This is a genomic window from Asanoa ishikariensis, assembly GCF_900107455.1.
In the GTDB taxonomy this organism is placed as follows: Bacteria; Actinomycetota; Actinomycetes; order Mycobacteriales; family Micromonosporaceae; genus Asanoa; species Asanoa ishikariensis.
In genome coordinates, this window is record NZ_FNQB01000001.1 from 2,427,842 (window position 1) to 2,452,203 (window position 24,362).

Annotated in this window: 26 protein-coding genes; 8 read left to right on the plus strand and 18 right to left on the minus strand. The window is 72.0% G+C overall.

The features are described from left to right. Position 1: 1 nt before the first annotated feature. Positions 2-907, plus strand: a complete 906-nt coding sequence (locus BLV39_RS11475; protein ID WP_090790026.1) for an ion transporter — start codon at positions 2-4, stop codon at positions 905-907. Here BLV39_RS11475 and BLV39_RS11480 read toward each other — a convergent pair. From BLV39_RS11480 to BLV39_RS11490, 3 genes are read right to left on the minus strand one after another with little or no spacing between them, the layout of a single operon-like run. Further along, the gene (locus tag BLV39_RS11480) at positions 880-2,607 is read right to left on the minus strand and encodes an ATP-binding protein (RefSeq protein ID WP_090790028.1); all 1,728 of its coding nucleotides are present in this window, start codon (positions 2,605-2,607) and stop codon (positions 880-882) included. The genes BLV39_RS11475 and BLV39_RS11480 overlap by 28 nt on opposite strands. Before the next feature lie 12 nt (positions 2,608-2,619). Then, a complete protein-coding gene (locus tag BLV39_RS11485; RefSeq protein ID WP_090790030.1) occupies positions 2,620-3,249 on the minus strand; it encodes a class I SAM-dependent methyltransferase in 630 nt (209 codons plus the stop codon). A 13-nt stretch (positions 3,250-3,262) separates the two neighbouring features. Then, the gene (locus tag BLV39_RS11490) at positions 3,263-3,961 is read right to left on the minus strand and encodes a class I SAM-dependent methyltransferase (protein WP_090790032.1); all 699 of its coding nucleotides are present in this window, start codon (positions 3,959-3,961) and stop codon (positions 3,263-3,265) included. Positions 3,962-3,988: 27 nt separating this feature from the next. Between BLV39_RS11490 and BLV39_RS11495 the strand changes: the two genes are divergently transcribed. Beyond that, positions 3,989-4,207: a hypothetical protein gene (locus BLV39_RS11495; protein WP_090790034.1), complete on the plus strand. Its 219-nt coding sequence runs from the start codon at positions 3,989-3,991 to the stop codon at positions 4,205-4,207. A gap of 1 nt (position 4,208) precedes the next feature. Here BLV39_RS11495 and BLV39_RS11500 read toward each other — a convergent pair whose 3' ends face one another. The 6 genes from BLV39_RS11500 to BLV39_RS11525 form a co-directional block, all read right to left on the minus strand. Next, entirely contained in the window at positions 4,209-5,618 is a 1,410-nt protein-coding gene (locus BLV39_RS11500) for an acyl-CoA carboxylase subunit beta (RefSeq protein WP_204082917.1), read from the minus strand. A gap of 41 nt (positions 5,619-5,659) precedes the next feature. Then, entirely contained in the window at positions 5,660-6,886 is a 1,227-nt protein-coding gene (gene fabF / locus BLV39_RS11505) for a beta-ketoacyl-ACP synthase II (RefSeq protein WP_090790036.1), read from the minus strand. A 1-nt stretch (position 6,887) separates the two neighbouring features. Further along, entirely contained in the window at positions 6,888-7,127 is a 240-nt protein-coding gene (locus BLV39_RS11510) for an acyl carrier protein (protein ID WP_089248740.1), read from the minus strand. A 48-nt stretch (positions 7,128-7,175) separates the two neighbouring features. After that, positions 7,176-8,120 (minus strand): beta-ketoacyl-ACP synthase III, encoded by a 945-nt coding sequence (locus BLV39_RS11515; RefSeq protein ID WP_090790038.1) that lies wholly within the window; start codon positions 8,118-8,120, stop codon positions 7,176-7,178. Continuing rightward, complete coding sequence (locus BLV39_RS11520) at positions 8,117-9,286, minus strand: acyltransferase domain-containing protein (RefSeq protein WP_090790040.1); 1,170 nt, start codon at positions 9,284-9,286, stop codon at positions 8,117-8,119. The genes BLV39_RS11515 and BLV39_RS11520 overlap by 4 nt, the downstream gene beginning before the upstream one ends. 136 nt (positions 9,287-9,422) lie before the next feature. Next, a complete protein-coding gene (locus BLV39_RS11525; protein ID WP_090790042.1) occupies positions 9,423-10,616 on the minus strand; it encodes a PucR family transcriptional regulator in 1,194 nt (397 codons plus the stop codon). Between the two features lie 23 nt (positions 10,617-10,639). On the opposite strand from BLV39_RS11525, the gene BLV39_RS11530 reads away from it, so the two are divergent. Continuing rightward, on the plus strand, positions 10,640-11,275 hold the full coding sequence (locus BLV39_RS11530) for a phosphatase PAP2 family protein (protein WP_090790044.1): 636 nt from the start codon (positions 10,640-10,642) through the stop codon (positions 11,273-11,275). Here the strand turns inward: BLV39_RS11530 and BLV39_RS11535 are convergent. After that, positions 11,255-12,427, minus strand: a complete 1,173-nt coding sequence (locus tag BLV39_RS11535) for a sensor histidine kinase (protein ID WP_090790046.1) — start codon at positions 12,425-12,427, stop codon at positions 11,255-11,257. The genes BLV39_RS11530 and BLV39_RS11535 overlap by 21 nt on opposite strands. Before the next feature lie 170 nt (positions 12,428-12,597). Between BLV39_RS11535 and BLV39_RS11540 the strand changes: the two genes are divergently transcribed. After that, on the plus strand, positions 12,598-13,149 hold the full coding sequence (locus BLV39_RS11540) for a hypothetical protein (protein WP_090790048.1): 552 nt from the start codon (positions 12,598-12,600) through the stop codon (positions 13,147-13,149). Between the two features lie 912 nt (positions 13,150-14,061). Further along, positions 14,062-14,640: a TetR/AcrR family transcriptional regulator gene (locus BLV39_RS11550; protein WP_090790050.1), complete on the plus strand. Its 579-nt coding sequence runs from the start codon at positions 14,062-14,064 to the stop codon at positions 14,638-14,640. On the opposite strand, the gene BLV39_RS11555 is transcribed toward BLV39_RS11550, so the two are convergent. The 5 genes from BLV39_RS11555 to BLV39_RS11575 all read right to left on the minus strand — a co-directional run bounded on the left by BLV39_RS11555 (position 14,618) and on the right by BLV39_RS11575 (position 20,678). Then, entirely contained in the window at positions 14,618-15,262 is a 645-nt protein-coding gene (locus BLV39_RS11555) for a hypothetical protein (protein ID WP_090790052.1), read from the minus strand. The two genes, BLV39_RS11550 and BLV39_RS11555, sit on opposite strands and share 23 nt — an antisense overlap. Before the next feature lie 231 nt (positions 15,263-15,493). Next, complete coding sequence (gltX, locus tag BLV39_RS11560; RefSeq protein ID WP_090790054.1) at positions 15,494-16,900, minus strand: glutamate--tRNA ligase; 1,407 nt, start codon at positions 16,898-16,900, stop codon at positions 15,494-15,496. A gap of 65 nt (positions 16,901-16,965) precedes the next feature. Beyond that, complete coding sequence (locus tag BLV39_RS11565; RefSeq protein WP_090790056.1) at positions 16,966-18,243, minus strand: MFS transporter; 1,278 nt, start codon at positions 18,241-18,243, stop codon at positions 16,966-16,968. Continuing rightward, positions 18,230-19,546, minus strand: a complete 1,317-nt coding sequence (locus BLV39_RS11570; protein ID WP_090790058.1) for a GH1 family beta-glucosidase — start codon at positions 19,544-19,546, stop codon at positions 18,230-18,232. Before BLV39_RS11570 ends, BLV39_RS11565 begins: the two co-directional genes overlap by 14 nt. Before the next feature lie 70 nt (positions 19,547-19,616). Beyond that, the gene (locus BLV39_RS11575; protein WP_090790060.1) at positions 19,617-20,678 is read right to left on the minus strand and encodes a winged helix DNA-binding domain-containing protein; all 1,062 of its coding nucleotides are present in this window, start codon (positions 20,676-20,678) and stop codon (positions 19,617-19,619) included. A 161-nt stretch (positions 20,679-20,839) separates the two neighbouring features. Here BLV39_RS11575 and BLV39_RS11580 point away from each other — a divergent pair, with 161 nt between their 5' ends. The 3 genes from BLV39_RS11580 (at position 20,840) to BLV39_RS11590 (ending at position 22,212) form a co-directional block, all read left to right on the plus strand. Continuing rightward, a complete protein-coding gene (locus tag BLV39_RS11580; RefSeq protein ID WP_143049728.1) occupies positions 20,840-21,217 on the plus strand; it encodes a hypothetical protein in 378 nt (125 codons plus the stop codon). 68 nt (positions 21,218-21,285) lie between these two features. After that, a complete protein-coding gene (locus tag BLV39_RS11585) occupies positions 21,286-21,621 on the plus strand; it encodes a hypothetical protein (RefSeq protein ID WP_143049729.1) in 336 nt (111 codons plus the stop codon). A 24-nt stretch (positions 21,622-21,645) separates the two neighbouring features. After that, entirely contained in the window at positions 21,646-22,212 is a 567-nt protein-coding gene (locus BLV39_RS11590; protein ID WP_090790067.1) for a hypothetical protein, read from the plus strand. On the opposite strand, the gene BLV39_RS44755 is transcribed toward BLV39_RS11590, so the two are convergent. The 3 genes from BLV39_RS44755 to BLV39_RS11600 all read right to left on the minus strand — a co-directional run bounded on the left by BLV39_RS44755 (position 22,209) and on the right by BLV39_RS11600 (position 24,278). Further along, positions 22,209-22,334: a hypothetical protein gene (locus BLV39_RS44755; protein ID WP_275414307.1), complete on the minus strand. Its 126-nt coding sequence runs from the start codon at positions 22,332-22,334 to the stop codon at positions 22,209-22,211. The genes BLV39_RS11590 and BLV39_RS44755 overlap by 4 nt on opposite strands. Before the next feature lie 67 nt (positions 22,335-22,401). Then, complete coding sequence (locus BLV39_RS11595; protein ID WP_090790069.1) at positions 22,402-23,781, minus strand: hypothetical protein; 1,380 nt, start codon at positions 23,779-23,781, stop codon at positions 22,402-22,404. Next, entirely contained in the window at positions 23,775-24,278 is a 504-nt protein-coding gene (locus BLV39_RS11600) for a SigE family RNA polymerase sigma factor (RefSeq protein ID WP_090790071.1), read from the minus strand. The genes BLV39_RS11595 and BLV39_RS11600 overlap by 7 nt, the downstream gene beginning before the upstream one ends. Positions 24,279-24,362: the final 84 nt, after the last annotated feature.

Below are 24,362 nucleotides of genomic sequence, written 5' to 3' on the forward strand. Positions count from 1 at the left end.
GATGTTGCGACCCGTCCCTCGGCAGCGAGCCGCTCCCGAGGAGCCGTCGCCGTTCGCGCGGCGGTGCGCGGCGATCGCCGACTCGCGGGTGTTCGACGTGGTGATCGTCGCGGTGATCGGGGCCAACGCCGTCGCGCTCGGCGTCGAGACCTATCCGCACCTCGGCGAGTTCCGGCCGCTGCTGCTCGCTCTGGAGTGGGCGTTCCGGTTCGTGTTCGTCGTCGAGATCGCGATCCGGCTCGGCGCGTACGGCCGGCGTCCGCAGGACTTCTTCAAGCACGGCTGGAACGTCTTCGACTTCCTGGTCATCGCGGCCGCGTTCCTACCCGGCCTGCACGACTCGACCGCGCTGCGGATCGTGCGCATCGCGCGCGTACTCCGGCTGGTCCGGTTCTCGCCCGGGTTGCGCACGATCGTCACCGCGCTGCTGCGCAGCCTGCCCGGGGTCGGCGGGTTCCTCGCCCTGGCGCTGGTCACCCTCTACGTCTACGGCATGGCCGGCTGGCTGATCTTCCACGACGAGTTCCCGGACCAGTACGGAACCCTCGGCCAGGCCGTGCTGACGCTGTTCGTGCTGCTGTCCCAGGAGACCCTGCCGGATTTGATCCAACAGGGACTGACGGTCTCGCCGTGGACCCTCGTCTACTACGTCAGCTACGTGCTGATCACGGCGAACCTGCTGCTCAACATCCTGATCGCGGTCATCGTCAACTCGATGGAGGAGGCCCGCCGGCTGGAGATCAGCGAGGGTATGGCCGACCGCGACGGCGACGGCGTGCCCGACGAGGTCGACCGGATCGCGGTCACCCAGCGGATCGACGACCTGCGGGCCGCGCTGGGAGAGCTCGAACGCGAGCTTCGAATCGACCGTGACGACGATCAGGCCCGAAGGGCCCGGTCGGGATAGGCGGCGCTCTGCTCGAAGAAGCGGACCCGGTCGGTGCACTCGAGCAGCACCTCGTTCCAGGTGCGAACCCGGACCCGGCCGTCGTCCGGGCTCGAAGCGACCAGCCCGCGGACGACCAGCCACACCTCCCAGTCGACCCGGATGCCGCGGTACCGGGTGTCGGCCGCGACCGCTTCCGCGTACGCGCTGAGCTGCGTCAGGTCCTTGGCACCCGCCGTGTCGGACCCGAGGACGACCAGGTGCTGGAGGCGTTCGTGCTCGCGGCGGGTCTGGGCCACCAGCAGGTCGGCGTCCGGTCCGGCGTGTCGGTCCAGAACCACGTCGAGGGTACGGTCGCCCGCCAGCAACCCGTGCCGGTCGCCGAACACCCAGGTGTTGCCGGCCAGCACCGGGCGGAGCCGCTCCGGGTCGGCGCCGTCCGCCGTCAGTCGCCGCAGCGCGCCGATCACCTCCAGGCGGTCCGCGACGGTGGCGGCCGCCCGGATCACGCGGTCGGTCTCCCGCAGCACCCGATCGAGCTGGGACCGGTCGTCGTCGGAGAGCTTGAAGATCGTGCCCAACAGGTCGGCGACCCGGTCCGGCCGCGCGCGCAGCACCTCGCGCAGCAACGCCAGGGTGGCCCGCCGCTGGTTGCCCCGGCGCGGGATGTGCCGGTGCACGGTGGTGGCGACGAGGTCGAACGTCTCCTGTTCGAGCCCGCCGTCGGCCTCGTACGGGTAGTCGCCCTCGGTGCGCCACCGCGCGACCAGCTCCCGGCGCCGGTCGTCGACCCGGCTGCGGAAATGCGCCCGCAACTGCTCCCGGGCGGCGGCGACCAGGGCGGTGACCTCGCTGTCGTGCCCGTCGCCAAGCTGCACGTCACCCACGTGGTCGGCGGTGGCGTGCCAGAGCACGTACGCGGTGAAGTCGAACCCGGGCGCCCGGATGCCGACGTCGACCGACCCGACCGGGATGCCGTGCCGGTCGCACAGGTGCAGCTCGCGCTCGACCGGTGTCGACCACTCGATCACCTTGAGCTGCGCTTCTTCGGTGTCGCCGGCCGCGGTCGCGAAGGTCAGCGGGTAGACGGCGGTGCGCGCGACCGAGGTGCGCGGGTCGACCGGCACGCCGTCGTAGACGACCGTGACCTCCGGGTACGCGGTCAGGTAGGGCGCGAGCTCGGTGGTCAGGCGGCGGTGGTTGGCCCGCAGCGGCAGCCGGTCGAGCCGGGGCGACTGCTTGCCCCACGCCTCGACCAGCGTGCCGGTGCCGGACCGGGTGGGCTCACTGTCGCCGATCAGGAAGTCGTTGCGGGCTCCGGCGTGCGCGGCGACCTCGGTCCGCGACCGGCCACCCACTCCGTCGGCCACGGTGGTCCAGCGGAGGTGGTCGCCGAGCGCGTACGCCCGCAGCCGTCCCTGCCCGTTGCTGCCGTGCAGGGTCCGCTGTTTGAGCAGCGTACCGGCGGTCCACTTCTTCCAGGAGCCACCGATGCGGTCGAACGCGGCAGCCAACGCCTCGGGCGCCATGCCGGTGCCGTCGTCGCGCACCGTCACCCGTTCGACGGCACCGAGCGGCGAGCGATGCAACACCACGTCGACCCGGGTCGCGTCAGCGTCGAGCGCGTTCCAAATCAGCTCCTTGACGGCGCCCAACGGGTCACTCTCGCGCGCCAGCCGCTGCACATGGTCCTCGGCTGCTTCCAGGTGCACACGGCGCATCACCGCATCTTGCTACGCCGCGGCTACGTGCAGGGGGGTGGCCATGCGCATCAGCCAGAAGCTGGACGGGACCCGGATGGCGTCGTCGACGACCTCGCCCGTCACGTCCGCGAAGGACTCGCGGGCCAGGGCCTCGAAGGCGGCCGGTTCGCGGACGTGCTCGCCGCGGTCGTTGTCGCTCATCCACTTCGAGATCCGGCCCTGGCCCGGCGCGTAGCAGGTGTCGACCGCGATCACCCGCCCGCCCGGCGCCAGCGCCCGCGACGCGACCCGCAGCAGCGAGCGCGACTCGTCGTCGGAGAGGTGGTGCAGCAGGCCGAGCAGCAGCACCGCGTTGGCCGGCGGCAGCACGCCCAGGTGCTGCTCGCCGAAGATCTCCGTGGAGAACGTCGCCCGATCCGAGCCGTAGCGGGCGGAGGCATGTTCGACGTACCGCGAAGAGGTGTCGAAGCCGAAGTAGGTCACCGCCGGCAGCCGGTCGAAGTAGTACGCCGGTCCGCAGCCCACGTCGATCACCGTGTCGCCGTCGTGCAGGTCGAGTTCGGCCAGGCAGCGGTAGCGCAGGCGGTCGGAACCGAGCGCCTTCTGCAGGGCCACGTACATCGTGACGTTGCCGAGCAGGTTCTTGAGCGGGGCCAGCACGGGGACGGGTCTCCTATTCGGGACGGTGGGCGCGCAGCATCAGCGAGACGCCGGGCAACGACTTCACCGGAAGATAGCGTTCGGTCGCCACCACCGCACGCAGGCCCAGGTTGACCGGGGTGGCGATGTCGTCGAGGTCGCTGCCGGTGGAGTTGCGCCGGCGCCAGGCCGCGATCGGCCGGAGCAGCACGTTCCAGCTCCACAGCTCGTCGATCACGAGCCCGGCCTTCTCGACGACCGCGCGCAGGCCGGCCCGGTCGTAGCGCCGGACGTGACCGACGGCCACGTCATGAGCCGACCAGAGCTTCATGTCCGCGGGTACGGCGATCAGCACCGTGCCACCCGGCCGCAGGACCCGGAAGATCTCCGCGGTCGCCTCGTGGTCCTCGTCGATGTGCTCCAGCACGTCGAACGCGGTCACCAGGTCGAGCGCGCCGCTGCCGATCGGGAGCTGCCGTGCGTCGGCCCGCATCACTGACAGCCCGCGCTCACGGGCCACCTCGGCGCCCTCGGTGCTGTATTCCAGCGCCACCGGCCGCCAGCCGTGTGCGCGCAGCACCCGGGTGTTGCCGCCGCCGGCCGCGCCGATGTCGAGTGCCGCACCGGGCGTGCCGAGCCCACGCAGGGCGCGGGCGAGCAGCGCCCGGCGCTCGGCGTACCACCAGTGGCGGTCCTCGAGCGCGGCCAGCTTGCGGATCTCGGTCGCTTCCACGGCACTCACCCTATTACGCTGCCCGACATGCCTGAGGCACACGGCTTCGCGTACGAGGAGCGCGCCGATGGATCGGTCGTGATCTTCCACCACGGCCGTCCCGCGACGACGGTGCGCGGCGCCCGCGCGGGGGAGTTCCTGGCCGAGGTCGACGACGATCCGCAGGGCGTGATGGCCCGCTGGACGGGCAACTACCGGCGGGGCAACGAGCGCACGGGCAAGAACCACCCGCGCAACCGGGGCTAACTCAGAGCGGAATGTTCCCGTGCGCCCCGCGCGCGGCCGGAGCGGCCGCCAGGGCCTCCGCGAGCCGGCGCCGGGTCTCGCCGGGCTGGAGCACGTCGTCGACGACGCCGATCTCCAGCGCCCGCTGCACGCCGCCCGCCTCTTTGATCTGCTGCTCGATGAGTTGGGCCCGCAGGGCCTCGCGCTCCTCGTGCGGCGCGGCGGCGAGCTTCTTGCGGTGCAGCACGTTGACCGCGGCCGACGCGCCCATCACCGCGATCTCCGCGTCGGGCCAGGCGAACACCGCGGTGGCACCCAGCGAGCGGGAGTTCATCGCGATGTACGCGCCTCCGTACGCCTTGCGGGTCACCAGCGTCACCCGGGGCACGACCGCCTCCGCGAACGCGTGCAGGAGCTTGGCGCCGCGGCGCACCACGCCGTCCCACTCCTGGCCGAGGCCGGGCAGGTAGCCGGGTACGTCGACGAGCACGATCAGCGGCACGCCCAGCGCGTCGCACATTCGGACGAACCGGGCGGCCTTCTCGGCGCTGGCCGCGTCCAGGCAGCCGCCGAGGCGCAGCGGGTTGTTGGCGATGACGCCGACGGTCCGCCCGCCGAACCGGCCCAGGGTGGTGACGACGTTCGGCGCCCACTTGGCGTGAAGCTCCACGCCGGGCTCGTCGAGCAGGGCGGAGACGACCGGCTTCACGTCGTACGCCCGGTTGGCCGCCTCCGGCATCGTGCCGGTCAGGTCGTGCGCGGGGTCGTCGGTGGCGATGTCGGCCGGTGAGATCCGGCCCTGCCGGCCGAGCAGGGCGGCCAGCTTGCGCGCCTCGTCCAGGGCCGACTCGTCGTCCTTGGTGGTCACATGCACGACGCCGGAGCGCCGGCCGTGCGGCTCGGGACCGCCGAGGCGTTCCATGTCGACCTGCTCGCCGGTGACGCTGCGGACGACCTCGGGACCGGTCACGAAGATCCGGCCCGCGCCGCCCATCACCACGATGTCGGTCAGCGCCGGCCCGTAGGCGGCACCGCCGGCCGCGGGGCCGAGCACGACGGAGATCTGGGGGACCCGGCCGGACGCCCGCACCATGGCCGCGAAGACCTGGCCGACCGCGTCCAGTGCGACGACGCCCTCGGCCAGCCGCGCGCCGCCGGAGTGCCACAGGCCGAGCACCGGCACGCGCTCCCGGACGGCGGCGTCGATCGCCTCGACCACGTGCCGGCAACCCTCGCTGCCCATCGCGCCGCCCATCCGGGTGGCGTCGGTGGCGTACGCGACCGCCGGCGTGCCGTCGATCTCGCCGCGGGCGGCGAGCACACCGGAGTCGTCGCGGGGTGCGACCAGGCGCAGGGTGCCGGCGTCGAACAAGGCTCGCAGCCGAAGCTCCGGGTCCCGATAGTCCACGCCGGCCGCGTCGTCGACAGCCATGCTCCTGGTCACCACAATCCCCCGTCAGTGGGGCCCGATGTTCACGCGCGGGTGAACACCAGGGCCACGTTGTGCCCGCCGAAGCCGAACGAGTTGTTCAGCACCGCCGGAATGTCCAGCGGTCGCGCCTTGTGCGCGGCCACGTCCATGTCGAGCTTGTCGTCGGGGTCGTCGAGGTTGATCGTCGGCGGCACCACGCTGTCGCGGATGGCCAGGATCGACGCGATCGACTCCAACGCGCCGGCCGCGCCGAGCAGGTGCCCGGTCATCGACTTGGTCGCGGTGATCACGGGGTGGTCGCCGAGCGCGGCGTGCAGCGCGTAGATCTCCGCGACGTCGCCGACCGGGGTGGAGGTGGCGTGCGCGTTGACGTGCACGATGTCGCCCTTGGCGATGCCGGCGTCGGCGATCGCCTTGGCGATGGCCCGGATCGCGCCGCGCCCCTCCGGGTGCGGCTGGACGATGTCGTAGCCGTCGGAGGTCAGACCGGCGCCGGCCAGCCGGGCGTAGACCCGGGCACCGCGCGCGGCGGCGTGGTCGGCGCGCTCCAGCACGACGACCCCGGCACCTTCGCCCAGCACGAAGCCGTCGCGGCCCTTGTCCCAGGGCCGGGACGCCCGCTCCGGGTCGTCGTTGCGGGTCGACATGGCCCGCATCGACGCGAAGCCGGCGATCGGCAGGGGGTGGATGACCGCCTCGGTGCCGCCGGCCACGACCACGTCGGCCCGGCCGGCGCGGATCATGTCGAGGCCGAGCGCGATCGCCTCGGCGCCGGTCGCGCAGGCGCTGGCGACCGAGTGGACGCCGGCCTGTGCGCCGAGCTCGAGCCCGACCCAGGCGGCCGGGCCGTTCGGCATCAGCATCGGCACGGTGTGCGGGGAGACCCGGCGCGGGCCGGAGGCCTCCAGGATGTCGTCCTGGGCGAGCAGGGTGGTGGCGCCCCCTATGCCCGACCCGATGCTGACCCCGAGCCGCTCCGGGTCGAGCCCCGTGTCGGCCAGGCCGGCGTCGGCCCAGGCCTCGTGCGCGGCGATCAGCGCGATCGCCTCGGACCGGTCGAGCCGACGGAGCTTGACCCGGTCGATCTTCTCGGAAGGCTCGACCGCGAGCTGCGCGGCGATCCGGACCGACAGTTGGCCGGCCCACTCCTGGGTGAGCGGACCCACCCCGGAGCGGCCGGCCAGCATGGCGTCCCAGGTCGACGCGACGTCCCCGCCGAGCGGGGTCGTCGCTCCGAGCCCGGTGACGACGACGTCGGTGCGACTCATGTCAGAGGTTCGACTCGATGTAGGTGACAGCGTCGCCGACGCTCTTGAGGTTCTGCACCTCGTTGTCGGGGATCTTGACGCCGAACTTCTCCTCGGCCGCCACGACGACCTCGACCATGGACAGCGAGTCGACGTCGAGGTCGTCCGTGAAGGACTTCTCCTCGGCCACGTCGTCGGGGTTGACCCCGGCGACCTCTTCCAGGATCTCGGCCAGGCCCGACGTGATCTCGTCACGGGTCATTGCGGTGGTGTCCTCTCGGTGTGGTGATGGTGTCGGTTGAGCGTCCGCTCACGGGCAGCGAACAACCTGCCCGGCGTACGTTAGGCCGCCGCCGAAACCGAACAGCAGGACGGGTGCGCCCGAAGGCACCTCGCGCCGTTCGATCAGCTTCGACAGCGCCAGCGGCACACTCGCCGCCGACGTGTTGCCTGATTCGACGATGTCCTTGGCGACGACCGCCTGCGGCATACCGAGCCGCTTGGCGATGCCGTCGATGATGCGGCCGTTGGCCTGGTGCGGCACGAAGGCCGCGATCTCCTCAGGTGCGACGCCGGCCCGCTCGCAGGCCTGCAGCGCCAGCGGGGCGAGCGCCGTGGTCGCCCAGCGGAACACCGACTGGCCCTCCTGCTGGATGTACGGGCGCCAGCCCTCGATCCGGACCGCGTCGGACTTCTCCGGCACCGAACCCCAGATCACCGGGCCGACACCGGGCGCCTCGCCCTCGCCGGCCGCCGTGACCACTGCCGCGCCCGCGCCGTCGCCGAAGATGATGCAGGTCGAGCGGTCGGTCCAGTCGGTGAAGTCGGAGAGCTTCTCGGCGCCGATGACCAGGGCGTTGCGGGCCGCGCCGGCGCGGATCGCGTGGTCGACGGTGCCCAGGGCGTACGAGAAGCCGGAGCACGCGGTGTTGATGTCGTAGGCGCCGGGGGCGTTGATGCCCAGCTTGGCGGCGACCCGGCAGGCCACGTTCGGGCTGCGGTCGACGGAGCTGCAGGTGGCGACGACGACCAGGTCGATGTCGGCGGGCGTCAGGCCGGAGTTGGCGAGCGCCTTCTCGGCCGCGAACGAGGCCATGTCGGCGACCGTCTCGCTGTCGGCGATCCGCCGGGTGGCGATGCCGACCCGGTCGCGGATCCACTCGTCGTTGGTGTCGACGATCTGGGCCAGGTCGTCGTTGGTGAGCACCCGCGACGGCTGGTAGTGGCCGAAAGCGAGGATGCGGGAGCCTGTCATGCGGGTTGTCCTCCGATGCGCGCGAGCGGCTGGCCCGGTGCGACCGGGTCGTCGTGATGGGCGAGCCATTCGGTCAGCAGGCCGTCGCCGTGCGCGGCGACCTCGACCGGGCCCTGCCGAGTGGAGACGTGCCCGATGATCTGACCAGTACGTACGCTATCGCCTTCGGCCAGCCCGTCGACCGGGAGGAACAGGCCGGCAGTGCTGGCGACCACAACCCGGAACTGCGGGCTGGGCTCGTGACTGGGTGCCGTGCCGTGGCGAGCCACGAGGTCGCACGCGGCCGGCAGGTCGTCGGGGGTGTTGAGGGTCACGATCTCGATGCCGTTGGCCTTGAGCTCACGCTTGATCAGCCCGGCCAGGGTGCCCGCGGGCGGCAGCTCGATCACGGCGGTCACACCGAGGTCGGCGAGGGTACGCATGCACAGGTCCCACCGGACCGGCGCGGTGACCTGGCGCACCAGCCGTGTCAGCAGCTCGCGCCCGTGTGCGACGGCGGCGCCGTCGAGGTTCGACAGCAGGATCCGGGTCGGGTCGGCGGGGGTGATGCCGGCCGCGACGGTCGCCAGCGCCTGTTCGGCGGGGGCCATGAACGGGGTGTGGAAGGCACCGGCCACCGACAGTGCGATGACCCGCGCCTTGGCCGGCGGCTCGGCGGCGAGCTTGGCCAGCGCGTCGATCGCACCGGCCGCGACGACCTGGCCCGCACCGTTGCGGTTGGCCGGGAAGAGGCCGTGCGTCTCGATCGCGGCGAGTACCTCGGCGGGGTCGCCACCGAGCACGGCGGACATGCCGGTGGGCTCCAGCGCGCAGGCGGCGGCCATCTCGCGGCCGCGGACACCGGCGAGCGTCACCGCCGCCTCGGCCGAGAGCGCCCCGCCCAGGGTCGCTGCGCCTAGCTCGCCGACGCTGTGGCCGGCGACCACCGAGACGTCGTGCATCGGCAGCCGCTCGGCGGCGAGCAGTGCGGCGGCGACGAGCAGCGGCTGGGTGCGCGCCGTGTCCTTGATCTCGTCGGCGTCGGCCTGCGTGCCGAGGTGGACGAGGTCGACCCCGGAAAGCGCGGACCACCAACGGAGGCGGGCCTCGGCACCCGGGAGTTCGAGCCAAGGTGCGAGGAAACCGGGCTTCTGCGAGCCCTGGCCAGGAGAGAGTACGGCGAGCACGTTTACGACTCTGCGGGATACTCGTGGGTCATGTGGTTGCCGGCAGGCACCAAACCACACTATTGGTTTTGTAGGGTTTCTACAACGAGTGGCAGCGATCACGTACGGTATGGAGCCATATTTCCCAAACGAGCGTTCAGGCGTCCCCGGGCGGCGTCGAGCCACGGGGGTCCAACCGGCCGACCGTGAGCGCGATCCGCAACGCGAAGAGGTCCCGCGGGGACAGTGGCGAGAAGCCGGTGACGTCGCCGATCCGCCGCAATCGGTACCGCACCGTGTTCGGGTGCACGAACAGCGCCCGGGCGGCACTCTCCAACACGCCGCCGGCCGCGAAGAACGCGTCCAGCGTCTCGATGAGCTCGCCGCCGGCCCGCACCAGCGCGCCGTAGACGTCCCGGCGCAACGCCCGGCGGGCCGCGACGTCACCGGCCAGCGCCCGTTCCGGCAGCAACGCCGCCGCGGCGACCGGGCGGGGTGCGTCCGGCCACGCGGGCGCGGCGCGGAACCCGGCGAGCGCCGCCCGGGCCGACTCCGTCGCCTCGTCGAGGCTGGCCACCGCCGGCCCGACCACCACCGGCCCGGTGCCGAAGGCGTCGATCAGCTTCTCGGTCGCGTTGAGCGGGTCGGCCGCGCCACCCAGCACCACCACGAGGCGGTCGCCGTGCACGCCGCTGATCACCTCGACGCCGATCCGGCGGGCCTGCCGGTAGACCGTGTGCAGCACCGGCGCCACCTCGCCACCCGGCGAGCGCCCGACGGCCACCGCGACCGGCGGCGGGTCCGCCCAGCCGAGCGCGGCGGCCCGGCTGGCCAGCGTGTCGGTCGAGTCGCCGCGCAGCAGCGCGTCGACCAGCAGCGCCTGGAGCCGGGCGTCCCAGGAGCCGCGGGACTCGGCGGCGCGCGCGTAGACCCGGGCCGCGGAGAAGGCGATCTCCCGCGAGAACCGCAGCACCTCCTCGCGCAGGTCCCGTTCCTCGCCGGGCGCGGCCAACTGGCCGGCGTGCTCCTCGACGACGTCGATGGTGACCTGGATCAGGGCAACGGTCTGCTGGAGGCTGATGCTGCGGGCCAGCGCGCGCGGGGCGGCGGCGAACACCTCGTCGGAGACCTCGCGGGGCCGGGTCTTCGGACCCTGGCGCATGAACTCGACCAGCGACCGGACGCCGGCCTGGGCGACCAGCATCACCCAGGCGCGCTGGTCGGCCGGCAGAGATCGGAACCACGCCAGACTTTCGTCCATCCGGGCGACGCTGGCCGTGGCGAGGGCGCCCGCCGACCGCTCGATCCGGCGCAAGGTCGCCGCGAGCCCGTCAGCGGTCTGGTCGTCCACGCGTACACCATAGGCTTGCCCGGATGCACCGCTGTCCCGCGCGCCCACCGGCCGCCCTGCCCCTGGTCGCGCTGGCCGCCTTCGGAGTGCTGCTCGGCCTGGTGGCCGCCGACTGGCCGCCGCTGGTCCGCTGGGACGACACGGTCAGCGCGGCTCTCCGTGACTACGGCACCGCCCGCCCGACGCTGGTCGACTGGCTGCGGACGCTGACCTCGCTGGCCGCCACCATCCCGTTCGTGGCCGTCGGCGCCGCCGCCACGCTGCTCTTCGCGGTCCGCCGGGAACGTCGTTCCGCGGTGTTCTGCGCCCTGGTCACCGCGACCGTGCCGATCGCCTGGGGCGTCATGCACTGGGCGCTGCACAACCCGCGCCCGGTCGACGGCTTCGTGGTGGTCGAGAGCTCCGGCTTCCCCAGCGGGCACACCAGCAATGCCGCCGCCTTCGCGTTCGCCCTCGTGCTGCTGGTCTGGCCCCGGGCCGGCGCGGCCACCCGGGCCGCGACCCTCCTGGCCGCGACGGCGTTCGCCCTGTTCATCGGGTTCAGCCGGGTCGCGCTGCTGGCGCACTGGCCGACCGACGTGATCGGGGGGTTCCTCCTGGCGCTGGCTCTGGTGTCCGTGGCGGCCCGCGTAGCGAACCTAGGCCGCGTCGACGGGTAGGGCGGCGTGCACCCGCCACCGCGCGCCGGTCGCCGGGCCGGCGTCCAACCGCCCGCGCAGGAGGGCGGCCCGCTCGCGCATGCCGATCAGCCCGGCGCCGGCGCCGAGGTGGTCCAACGGGCCGGGGCTGGCGACCGGGTTGTGCACGGTCAGCCGTACCTCCTCGGCGCCGTAGTCGACCGTGACACTGGCCGTACCCGTGCCGTGCTTCAGGGCATTGGTCAGCGACTCCTGGACGATCCGGTAGCCGGCCAGGTCGACACCCACCGGCAACGCCCGCGGCTCGCCGGTCGTGGTCAGCTCCACCGCGAGCCCCGCCGACCGCGCGCCGCTGACCAGCCGCTCGACCTCGCCCAGCCCCGGCGTGACCGGGTCGTCGCCGGGCTCCGCCTCCGGGCCGCGCAGCACGTCGATCATCTGCCGCATCTCGCCGAGCCCCTGCACGCTGTTCTCCCGGATGACTCGCAGCGACTCCTGGACCTGGGCCGCCGACAGGTTCGGCACGCTCAGCGCCGCGGTCGCGTGGATCGCCACCACGCTGAGGTGGTTGGCGACCATGTCGTGCAGCTCGCGCGCCATCCGGGTGCGCTCGGCGACGACCGCCTGGCGCCGGTCGAGCTCGGCCACGCGGGCGGTCTGCTCGGCCCGGGACCGTTCCAGGGCGGCCTGGTCGCGGTACTGGCGGACGCTCAGCCCGGTCAGGATCGGCAGGATCAGCACGAGTACCGCCGGAATGCCGAGAGCCAGCCCGCGTACCTCGCCCGACACCACCACGCCGATCACCGAGGTGGCGACGACCACCGCGATCGCCACTTCGAGGGCGCGCCGCCAGAGCCGTTGCGGTCCGAAGACGCACGCGTCGTACAACACCTGGGTGTAGATCAACAGGGTGCCGAGCGAACCGCCGAGGGCCAGGTCGACCGTGACCGCGACGGTGCCGATCGCGAGGCTGACCAACGGCTGGCGGCGGCGCAGGGCTACGGCACCGCTGGCCGCGACCATCGGCGGGTAGAGCAGCCAGTTCGCCTCGTCGGCGGCACCGAGCCCGATCGTCTTGTAGGCACCGGACGCGATGATCAAAGTCCCACCGGCCAGCGCGACGGCGGCCAGCACGAGGTCGCGGCCGATCGACCCGCGTGGGGGGAGGCGCATCACGTCATCGATGCAACCACACCCTCGCTCTCGTCTCGTCCGCCTGCGAGAGGAGACGGCTCCACCTTGGGGATGAGACCGGTCTCGTCAGCCTCGGCGACGCGGCGGCGATCTTTATGGCTTTCCCTGGATACGCACGGCCGTGTCCCGTGCCTTGGGGGGAGACCGACATGATCGTGGCGTTGATCGTGGCCAGCGAGATCGGGTTCTGGGTGCTGCTCGGCGCCGGCCTCGTCGCGCGTTACCTGCTGCGGCTGCGCCGGCTCAGCACGGTGCTGCTGGTCGGCTCGCCGGTGCTCGACCTGGTGCTGCTCGTGGCCACGGTCGTCGACCTGCGCCGGGGTGCCACGGCCGGCCCGTTCCACGGTCTGGCCGCGGTCTACCTCGGCTTCTCGGTGATGTTCGGGCACGCCATGATCCGCTGGGCGGACCAGCGGTTCGCACACCGCTTCGCCGGCGGCCCTCCGCCGTGGAAACCGCCTCGGGGTGGCTGGGCCCGAACCCGGCATGAGTGGCGCGAATGGGGCAAGGCCGTCGCCGCATGTGCCATCTCGGCCGCTCTGCTCGGCGCCGGCATCCTGATGGTGGGTGACGCGGAACGTTCCGCGCAGTTGCTCGGGTGGCTGACCCGGATGGGTTGGGTAGCCGGAATCTGGTTCGTCGTCGGCCCCGCATGGGCGACACTCTTCCCGGGTCGGCCCAAAGAGGACGCATTCCGTTGACGCAGCGAATCGCTGTAGTATGCAGCCAGTCACTCCGGCCCCGCGGGCAGGATTTCGGCTGCTCAGCCCATTAGGGTGTGGAGGCCTAGTGGGTCACCCGGTGGCGGCCGGGTGGCGAGACGGCGGAGAACAGGAGGCCGTGATGGCGCACGGGGAGGCCGATCCCGGCTGCGCCGACGCGGACAGCCAACCGCACATACCGGACGAGTCCCGGCGCACCCCGCCCGGCCGACAAATCCGACGAAGCTGTGCGGAACCGACGGCGGAACGCGTTCGCAAAGAACGTCCAGACACGGACCCGACCGACGACCCACCGACCGACCACGTGGCCGACCCCGGCCCGATCCAGTTCGGTCGCGCACCGGCGTGCCGCAGCGACCGCCCGGGCTGGGCGGGCGCCCATCGCCACGGCGCGGTCCGCCCACGCCGCCGAGCCTCCCGACGGGAACGCCCACCAGACCGCTGGTGCTAACCCGCACGCCCCCCACCACGCACGCGCCAAGACCCGCAACGCCCGGACCACACCCGGGCATTGCGGGTCTTCCGCTGCCCCGCGTTCCTGCCTCGCCCCGCCCTACGGTTTCGCGAGGGGTCGGGCGAGCGTTCGCGGCACGCGGCGGTCTCGCGCCGCGTTGCGGTCTCGCGCCGCGCCGCGCTGCGGTCGTCTGACGCGCTTCGCGGCGTGTGCTGCGGTGTTCGTGGCTTGCGCCGTGTGCGCCGGCGGTGTGCCGCCGTGCGGCCGCGCGGCGCGGCCGCAGGGCAGATCTAGGTAAGAAATTGCAGTTGTAGCAGCAATTTTTTACCTAGATCTCGGGAGGGTGGGCGGTTAAAGCGCGTGTTGCGGCGTGTTCGGGTGATGGGGCCGTAGGGCGGCGGGCGTGGGCGCGGGGTGCAATGTAGATTTTGTCCGATATGGACGAGAAGCAGCGGCTGATCATCGACCAGGCGATCGCCATCGCCGACGCGCAGGGGGTCGAGGCTGTGTCCATGCGGGCCGTTGGGCAGCGGCTTGGGCTGAGTCCGATGGCGATCTACCCGTACGTGCGGAGCAAGGGTGCGCTGCTCGACGGCATGGTCGAACGCATGCTCGGCGAGTTGTTGGCGACCGCGCCCGGGGCTGGGGAGTGGCAGGACCGGCTGCGGGTGGTGTCGGCCGCGGTGCGGAAGTTGGCGCGGCGCCATCCCGGCGCGTACCCGCTGATCGTCGCGCGACCCGGTGCCACCCCGGAGTCCAGGAGGCTCGACGACCTGATCTCGGAGATCCTGCAGACGGCCGGCGTGCCCGTCGCCGAGGTGCCGCGGCTCGAGCGGCTGCTCTCCACGCTTCTGCTCGGCTTCGCCAACTCCGAGGTCAACGGTCGTTTCGGTGCGGGGCCGCCGGACGGGGACTGGGACAGCGAGTTCGCCGCGGACCTGGACGACGAGATTCGCCTGATCGAGCAGGTGATCGCCCGATCAGGCACAGGGCCTAGCGCGTTCGGTGCCGGATGATCAGCGCGACGCCCGCGACCATGAAGGTGAGCACCAGCACCACGCCGCCGTTGAGCAGGACCAACTGGCGTAGCTCGGCCAGCAGTGTGTCGAGGTCGCGGCCCGTGGGCAGGGAGTCTTCGGGGATGACCCGCTCGCCGCCGCCGATGCCGCCGCTCATCACGTCGGGCTTCTGCGGGATGGGCGCGCCGGCGATGCGGAGGGCCTCCGACATGGTCATCCGGCCGAGGAACCACGCGGCGGTCGTCTTCTTCTTGTCGGGCTGCGCGGCTGGGCGGAAGGCCTTCGGCCCGCCCTTGGCCAGCGGGTAGAGGTCGTAGCTGTAGCGCGGCTTGTCGTCGAACCGCACCACGACGGTGAACTTGCGGCCCAGCGCGGCCGCCTTCGGCGCGGTGATCTGGCCCATCGTTCCGCCGAGGAAGCTCACCTCTTTGAGCAGGTCAGCGAAAAGCTGGGGCTTCTCCGTCGCGGTCACGGTGATGTCGCCCATGCCCTCCGACGTGAGGGTCAGCCCGGTGGGCTTGGGTGCCTTCGGCGCCTGACCGACCACAGTGGTCGGCTGTGCTGCGAGCGCGGGAGCGGCCGCGCCGGTGGCGGCGAACATGAAACCGGCGGCAACCACCAATAACAACCGTCTAAAGACCGATCGCCCCACCACCGTCCTCCTCGCCCCGTTCCGATGGCTGGCTGGTGCTTACTGCATAGACTCCGCGAACGGCCCACAGGTTGCACACAACCGTCGGGTTATTTGCAGCTTTCTGCCATCTCGGTGCCCCTCGCGGGGGACGCCGCCGTGATCATCGGCAGGCCGGCATCGTAACCGGCCCGCACAATGTCGTGGGGACCGGTCCCGTCAGAGGCGGGCGCGGGCGGCGCGGATGCGGGCCAGCGTGCGTTCGCGGCCCAGCACCGCCAGGGACTCGAACAGCGGCAGGCCCACCGAACGGCCGGTAACCGCCACCCGGACGGGTGCCTGTGCCTTGCCGAGCTTGAGCCCGCGCGCGGCGCCGACCTCTTCGAGCGTGTTCTTCAGCGTCTCAGCGTCCCAGGAGGGCAGATCCGCGTATGCGGCCGCCGCGCCGTCGAGCAGGTCGGCCGAACCGTCCTTCATGGCCTTCGCCCACGCCGCGTCATCAAAAGAAGGCTCGTCGAGGAACAGGAAGTCGACGTTGGGCACGATCTCGCTGAGCACCGCCACCCGGGTCTGCGCCAACGGCGCCACCGCAGCGAACGCCGCCGGGTCGAACGAGGCGGGGTCCCACGGCGGCGCGGGGATCGTCGCGGTGCCGGTCAGCCAGGGCTGGCAGGCCGCGATGAACTCGTCGACGGACAGCGCGCGGATGTACTCGCCGTTGAACGCGCGCAGCTTCTTCTCGTCGAAGAACGCGGGGGAGGGGTTGACCTCCTCGAGCCGGAACTCGTCCTCGATCACCGACCAGGGCACGATCTCCCGGTCGTTGCTCGGCGCCCAGCCCAGCAGCATCAGGTAGTTGCGCATCGCGTCGCGGAGGTAGCCCTCGTCGCGGTAGGCCTCCAGGGCCACCTTGTCGCGGCGCTTGGAGAGCTTCTGCCGCTTCTCGTTGACCACCACGGGCACGTGGGCCCAGACCGGCGGCTTGACGCCGAGCGCGTCCCAGAGCAACTGCTGCTTGGGGGTGTTCGGCAGGTGCTCCTCGGCGCGGATCACGTGCGTGATGCCCATGGTGATGTCGTCGACGACGTTGGCCAGCAGGAACACCGGCGAGCCGTCGGCCCGGGCGATCACGAAGTCTTCGATCTTCGCGTTCTCGAAGGTGGGCTCGCCGCGGACCAGGTCGACGACCTTCGTCTCGCCCTCGTCCGGCATGCGGAACCGCAGCGCGCGGCCCTCGCCCGGCCCGAGGTTGCGGTCACGGCAGAAGCCGTCATATCCGGAGTACGAGTTCCCGGTGCGGGCCTGCACCATCTCCCGCGTGCAGTCGCAGTAGTAGGCCCGGCCGGCGTCGTAGAGCCGGCCGGCGGCGGCGCGCTGCTCGTCGGCGTTGGCCGACTGGAAGTACGGGCCCTCGTAGCTGTCCCGCTCGATGCCGAGCCAGTCGAGTGCGGAGAGGATGCCCTCGGTCCACTCCGGGCGGTTGCGTGCGGCGTCGGTGTCTTCGACGCGCAGCACGAACACACCGCCGTGCTGCTTGGCGTAGATCCAGTCCTGCAGCGCCGTCCGGGCGCCGCCGACATGGAACATTCCCGTCGGGGAGGGGGCGAATCGCACGCGTACCGTCACGCGCCAAGCCTACGGGCGACGCCCGGCCACCCCGCCACCAGGTTTCCCGCGTGAAATGTCCGGTTCTACGGCACCGAGCGGATCTTGCGCACCAGTACGCTGCCGAGCAACGTCACCACCGCCGTCGCCGCGTACAACGTGGGGTATCCGCCCAGGTAGACCACGATCCAGGCGGCGCAGAACGGCCCGAGCGCCTGGGGTGCCGAGTTGGCGATGTTGATCACTCCGAGGTCCTGGCCGCGACTCGTCGCCGCCGGCAGCACCTGGGTGATCAGTGCCGCGTCGACCGCCAGGTAGGCGCCGTAGCCGGCTCCGAGCAGCACCGCCGCGACCACCGCCGCCGTCCAGACCGGCCAGATCGCCAGGATCAGCGCGGCCACGGCCATGATCACGCCGGACCAGATCACGAAGACCTTGCGCCGGCCGGAGCGGTCCGACAGGCGCCCGGCGTACACCGCCGTGGCCATCATCCCGGCCGTGTAGAGCAGGATCAGGATCAGCAGCCCGCCCTCGGGGTCGGCGTAGTGCACCCCGTCCTCGAGGAAGTAGAGCAGGTAGAGCGTGCCGAGCGCGTTGCCGACCTGGACGAGGAAGCGGGTGCCCCAGGCCCAGGCGAAGTCCGGGTGGCGGCGCGGGCTGATCCACATGCCCCGGAGGAGAACTCCCCACGAGAACGGTGGCCGGTGTTCCCGGGGAAGCGGATCGTCGCCGGTGAGGAACGCGAACGGCAGCCCGAGCAGGAGTACGGCGACCGCCACCGCGACGTAGCCGGAGATGGTGCCGGTGAACACCGTGGTGACCAGCACCGCGCCGATCACCAGGCCGAGTGCCTGGGGGATGCCGGCCCAGCCGGACACCCCGCCGCGCTGGTCGACCGGCACCCGGTCGGGCAGCGCCGCGGTCAGCGCCGCCAGCATCGCGTTGAAGCAGGCCTGCGCGGCGACCCAAGCGAGCGTGACGCCGAGGATCGTCTGCTGCTGCGACAGTGCCAGCAGCGACAGTGCGCCGAGCACCGCGCCGCCGACCGTCCAGACGTGCCGGCGCCCGAAGCGGCGGCCGCCGACGGTCAGCGTGGTGCGGTCGGAGAACGCGCCGGCGACCGGGTTCGCGATGATCGCGGCCAGCGCGCCGAAGCCCATCGCCCAGGCCAGCGCGGTCTCCTTGTGGCCCGGTGCGATGTCGGCGACCTGGTTGGGCAGCAGGATCTGGATCGGCGTGAAGAAGGCCATCCAGACGCCGAGGTTGGCCGAGAAGAGCAGCGCGATCCAACCGCGCCGGACCCGTGCCGTCGGCTCGGCCAGCGCCGCCGGCAGGGCGGACGCCTCCGGGTCAACGGTGGTCACGGATGCGCTCCCGCAGCCATTCGAAGGAGCTCTTCGGCGTACGCGCCTGCGTATCGAAGTCGACGTGCACCAGCCCGAACCGCTTGGTGAACCCCTCGGCCCACTCCCAGTTGTCCAGCAGCGACCAGACGAAGTAGCCGCGCACGTCGACCCCGTCGGCCTGGGCGTCGCGCAGGGCGGCCAGGTGAGCGTCGAGGTAGGCGATCCGGTCGGGGTCTTCGCAGGTGCCGTCAGAAGAGACCACGTCGTCGTACGCGCAGCCGCTCTCGGTGATGTAGATCGGCGGCAGTTTTCGGCCGTAGCGACCGTGCAGGGTCACCAGCAGCTCGCGCAGCCCGTCCGGGGCCACCGGCCAGCCGAACGCCGTGGTCGGGTAGCCGTCCAGCGGCACCATCTCGAACGGCAGCGGGCTGCCGTCCTCCGGGCCGCGTACGCCGGTCGGGTTGTAGTAGTTGACGCCGAGCGCGTCGATCGGCGCGGCGATCACGTCGAGATCGCCGTCGCGGACCACCGAGAGGTCGGCGGCACCCTCGGGGTAGCCGAGGCCGAACAGCGGGTCGGTGAAGACCCGGTTGTGCAACGCGTCGTACGCCGTCGCGGCGGCCAGGTCGGCGGCCGAGCCGGACACCGGCCGCGCGGGCGAGTAGTTGTTGGCGATCGCCACCGGACTGCCGGAGTGGTCGCGCAGCGCGGCCACCGCGAGCCCGTGCCCGAGGAGCTGGTGGTGCGCCACGGGGAACGCCTCGAACAGGAGCTGCTCGCCCGGCGCGTGTGTGCCCAGCGCGTAGCCGAGCGACATGTGCACGAACGGCTCGTTGAGCGTGATCCACATCCGCACGCGGTCACCGAGCCGCTGCGAGACCAGCGCGGCGTACTCGCCGAACCGGTGTGCGGTCTCGCGGTCGAGCCAGCCGCCGCGATCCTGGAGGCTCTGCGGAAGGTCCCAGTGGAAGAGCGTGGCGACCGGCGCGATGCCGGCGTCGAGCAGCCCGTCGACGAGGCGCTCGTAGTAGTCGAGGCCCGCCGCGTTGGCCGGCCCGGTGCCGTCGGGCTGGATCCGGGGCCAGGCGATCGAGAACCGGTACGCGCCGACGCCGAGCTCCCGCATCAGCGCGATGTCCTCGGGAAAGCGGTGGTAGGAGTCGGTCGCTACCGCGCCGGTGGTCCCGTCGACGATACGGCCCGGTGTCGCGCTGAAGGTGTCCCAGATCGACGCGCCCCGGCCGTCTTCGGTGGTAGCACCCTCGACCTGGTGCGCCGAGGTCGACACTCCCCAGAGGAACCCGCCTGGCAGCTCCGGCATCAGCTTCCGCGCCTCCTAGGTAGCGTTACCGGCCGGTAAGCCGAAACTGGCTCGGACTGTAACCCCCGTCTCACCCGCCAGTCGAGAGGTTCGCTTCGATCAAGCTTTGGGCCGCCCGGCGTACCGTCGCCGGGATCGTCCCGAAGTACCTGATCTCGCCTGTGTCGGGCTCCCAGACACCCCGCACCCACCCGTCGACGACGACGGTGGGTGAGATCCAGCCCTGCGGCCGCGACACGTCGGCCTTGTGCCCCGCGGCGCCGATCTGCTCGAGTTGCCGGGTGCTTCCGGTGATGTACGGGTCGAAGGCCGGCAGGAGCGCGACCTCTCGCGCGCCCTTCTTGGTGAGCCCGGCGAGGTGCTCGGCCGGTAGGCGCATGGCTGTGCCGTCGACGTCGACCGTCGCGAGGCCTTCGAGTCGTTGGAACGACTTCTTGGCCAGGGCCGGCGTGAGGTCGAACCAGCGGGCGAACTCCTCGGGGGTGGCCGGGCCGTACGCGCCGAGGTAGTCCCTTGCCAGCCGGTCGATCGCGGCGTCGGTCTCCACGGGCTCCCAGTCGCCGAGCCAGCGGCGGGGCGCGACGAAGGTGACGTTGCGTCCGCGCGGCGGCCCGGAGCAGAGCTGCCCGCGGAAGGCGGCCGGCTTGAGGATGGTGCCGAAGCCATGGGTCAGCCGGTCCTTGAGCTCCTGGTGGCCGGTCGCCTCGATGATCGCGTCGGCGAGCTCCTCGCGGGTCAGTGGTTCGTCGGTCAACACGTCCGGCAGCGCGGTCAGGATGTCGCTCATCTGTGCGGCGGTCACCCCGTTGTACCTGAGCCACGAGTTGGTCTTGTCCCGCGTGCGCGTCGACATGGCCGCCACCCAGTGCGGGAAGTCGTCGGCCGGGAGCAGGTGCAGGGTGCCGCGGGCGGCCCAGGTGCGGACCAGGGTGCGGCGTTCGTACAACAGGTGGTCGATTCTTGCGGGTTTCGTGGTGCGCAGCGCGGTCGCGGTGACCGCGGACGCCGCCACCTGGGCGTGGACGCCCACGACCCGGCGCGCCACGGCGACCGGGTCGGCCGCCTTCTCGTCCGCCAGGTGATGCCGGCGCATCCGCCACCGCAGAACCTGCTCCCAACCGACGGTGGTCATGCGTCCTCCCGGTGGCGTTGTGTGAGTAACCACTTTAACCGGTTACGGCGGCGGCTGGCTGCCGAAAAAGCATTCGCAAAGCGATCACTGTGAAAGTCGGGCCAACGTCCTAACAGGAGGTCCCAGTGATACGGAAAGCCCTGAGCGTCGGTCTGGCCGGTGTGCTGATCGCGCTGTTCACCGCCGTCGTGGCGCCAGCGCCGGCGCAGGCGGCCGGTACGCCCTCGACGTCGCCGAAAGTGATTCCCGAGGTCACGAGCGAGGTGAATCCGCCCTGCCGGGACGGGTATGCCTGCGCCCACGTGCTCGGCGACTCGGTCGGCAACTACCGGTACATCTTCAGGTTCTACACGTACAACACGTACAACCTGAACGGCTGGACCAACTGGGGCTATGCGATCAACCGCCAGACCAACGGCGCGTCGATGAGGCTGCTCAACCAGAGCGGCGGCCTGATCCTGTGTGTTCCGCCGAAAAACCAGCCGCTGGTGGACTGGTATCCGGTCTGGAAGATCCAGCTGAGCCCGACTCCCTGCTAGCAACGCCACCGGGTGGGCGAGGATCTTCCTCGCCCACCCGCTCGCGCGCGGGATCTACCCTCGTCGACATGAGGGGGACCTGGCTAGTGACCATCATCGCGACGGTCGGGCTGTTGCTCGTCGCCGGTCTGCGCTCGGTTCGGCGGCGTCGCCGGGCCCGCCTGTCGGCTTTGGATCAGGCCCGGCGCGCGACACGCGAGATTCGCCGCGACAACCGCAACCGGCGGGGCGGTCGCATGCGCGGCGACGGGAAGCACTTCGGCCGCACGAAAATCAACAAGTACGGCGACGAGCGGCATTCGGACCCGTCCAGCGGGGATTACTCGGACCCCGGCGGCGGGTACTCGGACTCCGGCGGTGGCGGCTCCTCCGACTCCGGCGGCTCGGGCGGTGGGAGCTACTAGCCGCGATCTGCGACGCTCCTATGTGTGGACACGTTGATCGCTCAGTTGCCGGTCCTGATCGGCGTCCTGATCGGGACCCTCGGGACCATCGCGGCCACCACGCTGACCGATCGGTCACGGTGGCGGCGGACGGTGTCGGTCCGCTGGGACGAACGACGTCTCGACGCGTACGTGGCGTACGCCTCCGCGGTCAAGGAGATCCACGCTCTGCTGTTCCGGATCACCGCTGACGACCGGCCCGGGTCCCTGTCCCATCGCATCGACCGCGACGCCGGGCTGGCGCTGCTGGCCGAGGCCGACGCCGCGCGCACCAAGGCCTGGGAGAAGGTGCTCATGCTGGGCGACGCCGCCGCTGTCACGGCCGCGCGCGACTGGCGCCAGGCGGTCCGCAAGCTGGAGTTCTTCGCGTTGGGCATCGCCACCGACTGGGAGCGATGGGACGGCGCGGTGCGCGACGTGGACGACGCGCGGGACCGCTTCTACGTCGCCGCCCGCGCGAGCCTGACGGTGGGCGGTGGAAGCGTCGCCCAGTCGCCCTGGCTGGCCGAGGTCAAGCTCGCCCCGGAGCAGCGCGAACCGTCGAACGGCTAGCGCTTCCGACGACGCCGCAGGAAGAGGGCGGCCGCCGCGAGGGCGCCGAGGATGGTCCAGTCGCCGGCCACGGTGGCCTCCGGCAACGGCACGGTCGGGTTCGGCGGGCGTGGAGGTTCCATTCCCTGACGGTACCGATCGCGATCAATGGGGAGGCGCCTCAGAGCGGCGCCCTCCCCAACGCGGATGTCACGGGACGATGCGGGTCCCCGGGGTGTCGCCGGGCAGGCGCGACGAGTTGTTCTCGAACGGTGGCACGGGCGTGCTGCCCAACAAGGACCCGTCCGCCGCGTACGCCGTCACCGTCGCCTGCTGGTCCGGTGGCACGGCGGTCGTGCCGAACCCTGACCCGTCCAAGGTGACCGGCACAGGTGACCCGCCGCCGGCCGTCATCGCCGCCCGGGCCGTGCCGGTCGGGGTCGCCACCAGCACCCGGTCGGTCCGCCCGTCACCGCCCTCGGCCCGCAGCCGCCAGGCGATCGGCCGAAGCTCCGCGCCCGCGGCCGGCAGCAGCAACCGCAGATCGGTGCGGCTGCTCGTCGCAGAGCCGTGCAGGGCGTACGCGACCACCCCGCCCCCCGAGGGCTGCACCGTGAGCAGCACGGCCGCCTGCCCGTTCACCGAGCCCGACCAGCGGAGCCGGACAGTGGTCCCGGACGCCGGCAGGTGGCTGTCCGTGAGCGCGAGCCGGACGAAGCTGGTCAGGATCGCGGGGTCCGGCGCCGGTCCGCGGCTGCCGACCACCGCCGAGGCGAGCTGGCCGGCCGGCGGCTCGAACGGGTCGCCGTCCGCCGACGAACCCCAGCCACCGAAGACGGCGCCCGAGTAGACCACCGACGAACCCCGGGTGACCCGGGCGTCCAGGCCGGGCGGCAGCGGCGCGGGCGGCAGGAGCACGACACCGACCCCGCCCCCGTCCGATCGGGCCAACTCCCGCCGCTCCACCACCCCACGAGCCGCATAGCGAGGATCGCCGCTGATCGTGACAGTGGTGTCCGGCGGCCCGATGACCAGGGCGTATCCACCCCGTTGCCCGTCCACCTGCGACAGCGTGACGACCGGGTCGCCGGCATCCTGGTTGCCGGCGTACGTCATCTCCGAGGGCGCGGCGCCGGCCGGGCCGTCGTACCAGATCAGCTCCCAGCTCGTGACGAACCCGAACCGCAGCGGTACGAGCACGAGCGCGACCCGGCGGCCCGGCGCGTCGCTGGCGTACAGCACCTTGATCCGTTCGCGTCCCGCCACCGCCCAGAAACCGTCCGGGTCCTGTAGGCCCGTGACCCGGTCACGGAACGCCGCCACCCAGGCGGTGTCGCCCGTCAGCGAACCCCGCGGCGGCGCGGACGCCAGCGCCGACCAGGGTGACGCGAGCGCGATGCCGGGCGCCCATCCGGGCAACGGCACCACGTTGGTCTGCACCCCGACCGCGGCGGCCACCACCACGGCCAGGGCCGTCCGACGGACGCGGCGGGTCCGCCGGCGAAGCCGCTCGCGCCGGGCGAACCCCGGCCAGGGGTCCTCGGGCGCCGAGATCGTGGCAGCGGCCTGGCGCAGCGTGTCGGTCAGCATGGGTCCTCCTGCAGTTGTGCCGGTGCCTCGTGGGCGAAGTCGAGTCGCAGCCGGGCCAGCCCGCGCGACGCCTGGCTCTTCACGGAGCCGACGGAACAGCCGAGGACGCGGGCGGTGTCCGCCTCGCTCAGGTCCTCGAAGTAGCGGAGCACCAGGATCGCCTGGGTCCGCGGCGGTAGCCGCCGCAGCGCCGCGAGGAGCTGTTGTCGCTGCTCGACCTGGAGGTAGGCATCGGAGCCCGCCACCGCATCGGAAGCGACCAGCGGCACCTCGATCGCCCGGCGCCGCCGCCACCACGAGGTCGCGGTGTTCACCATGACCCGGCGCACGTAGATCAACGGTGTGTCGATCCGGGCCCAGCGCCGGTGCGTCTTCTCGAGCGCCGACTGGACCAGGTCCTCGGCCGTGCCGCGGTCTCCGGTCAGCAGGTACGCCGTCCGCAGCAGCGGCGCCCACTGGTCCCGGACGAACTGCCGGAACCGTTCCTCGTCATCCACGGGAGGTAGACGCCACGCACACGCGAAAGGTTGAGTCGCGAAAAAGGGCGCCCCGCACGAAGCGGGGCGCCCTCAGCAAACCAG

Excerpts from the sequence above, each read along its gene's own strand:
- BLV39_RS11475 (WP_090790026.1), top strand. The coding sequence starts at position 2 with ATGTTGCGACCCGTCCCTCGGCAGCGAGCCGCTCCCGAGGAGCCGTCG.
- BLV39_RS11480 (WP_090790028.1), bottom strand. The coding sequence starts at position 2,607 with ATGCGCCGTGTGCACCTGGAAGCAGCCGAGGACCATGTGCAGCGGCTG.
- BLV39_RS11495 (WP_090790034.1), top strand. The coding sequence starts at position 3,989 with ATGCCTGAGGCACACGGCTTCGCGTACGAGGAGCGCGCCGATGGATCG.
- BLV39_RS11500 (WP_204082917.1), bottom strand. The coding sequence starts at position 5,618 with ATGGCTGTCGACGACGCGGCCGGCGTGGACTATCGGGACCCGGAGCTT.
- fabF (WP_090790036.1), bottom strand. The coding sequence starts at position 6,886 with ATGAGTCGCACCGACGTCGTCGTCACCGGGCTCGGAGCGACGACCCCG.
- BLV39_RS11510 (WP_089248740.1), bottom strand. The coding sequence starts at position 7,127 with ATGACCCGTGACGAGATCACGTCGGGCCTGGCCGAGATCCTGGAAGAG.
- BLV39_RS11515 (WP_090790038.1), bottom strand. The coding sequence starts at position 8,120 with ATGACAGGCTCCCGCATCCTCGCTTTCGGCCACTACCAGCCGTCGCGG.
- BLV39_RS11530 (WP_090790044.1), top strand. The coding sequence starts at position 10,640 with ATGCACCGCTGTCCCGCGCGCCCACCGGCCGCCCTGCCCCTGGTCGCG.
- BLV39_RS11535 (WP_090790046.1), bottom strand. The coding sequence starts at position 12,427 with ATGCGCCTCCCCCCACGCGGGTCGATCGGCCGCGACCTCGTGCTGGCC.
- BLV39_RS11540 (WP_090790048.1), top strand. The coding sequence starts at position 12,598 with ATGATCGTGGCGTTGATCGTGGCCAGCGAGATCGGGTTCTGGGTGCTG.
- BLV39_RS11550 (WP_090790050.1), top strand. The coding sequence starts at position 14,062 with ATGGACGAGAAGCAGCGGCTGATCATCGACCAGGCGATCGCCATCGCC.
- BLV39_RS11570 (WP_090790058.1), bottom strand. The coding sequence starts at position 19,546 with ATGCCGGAGCTGCCAGGCGGGTTCCTCTGGGGAGTGTCGACCTCGGCG.
- BLV39_RS11575 (WP_090790060.1), bottom strand. The coding sequence starts at position 20,678 with ATGACCACCGTCGGTTGGGAGCAGGTTCTGCGGTGGCGGATGCGCCGG.
- BLV39_RS11585 (WP_143049729.1), top strand. The coding sequence starts at position 21,286 with ATGAGGGGGACCTGGCTAGTGACCATCATCGCGACGGTCGGGCTGTTG.
- BLV39_RS44755 (WP_275414307.1), bottom strand. The coding sequence starts at position 22,334 with ATGGAACCTCCACGCCCGCCGAACCCGACCGTGCCGTTGCCGGAGGCC.
- BLV39_RS11595 (WP_090790069.1), bottom strand. The coding sequence starts at position 23,781 with ATGCTGACCGACACGCTGCGCCAGGCCGCTGCCACGATCTCGGCGCCC.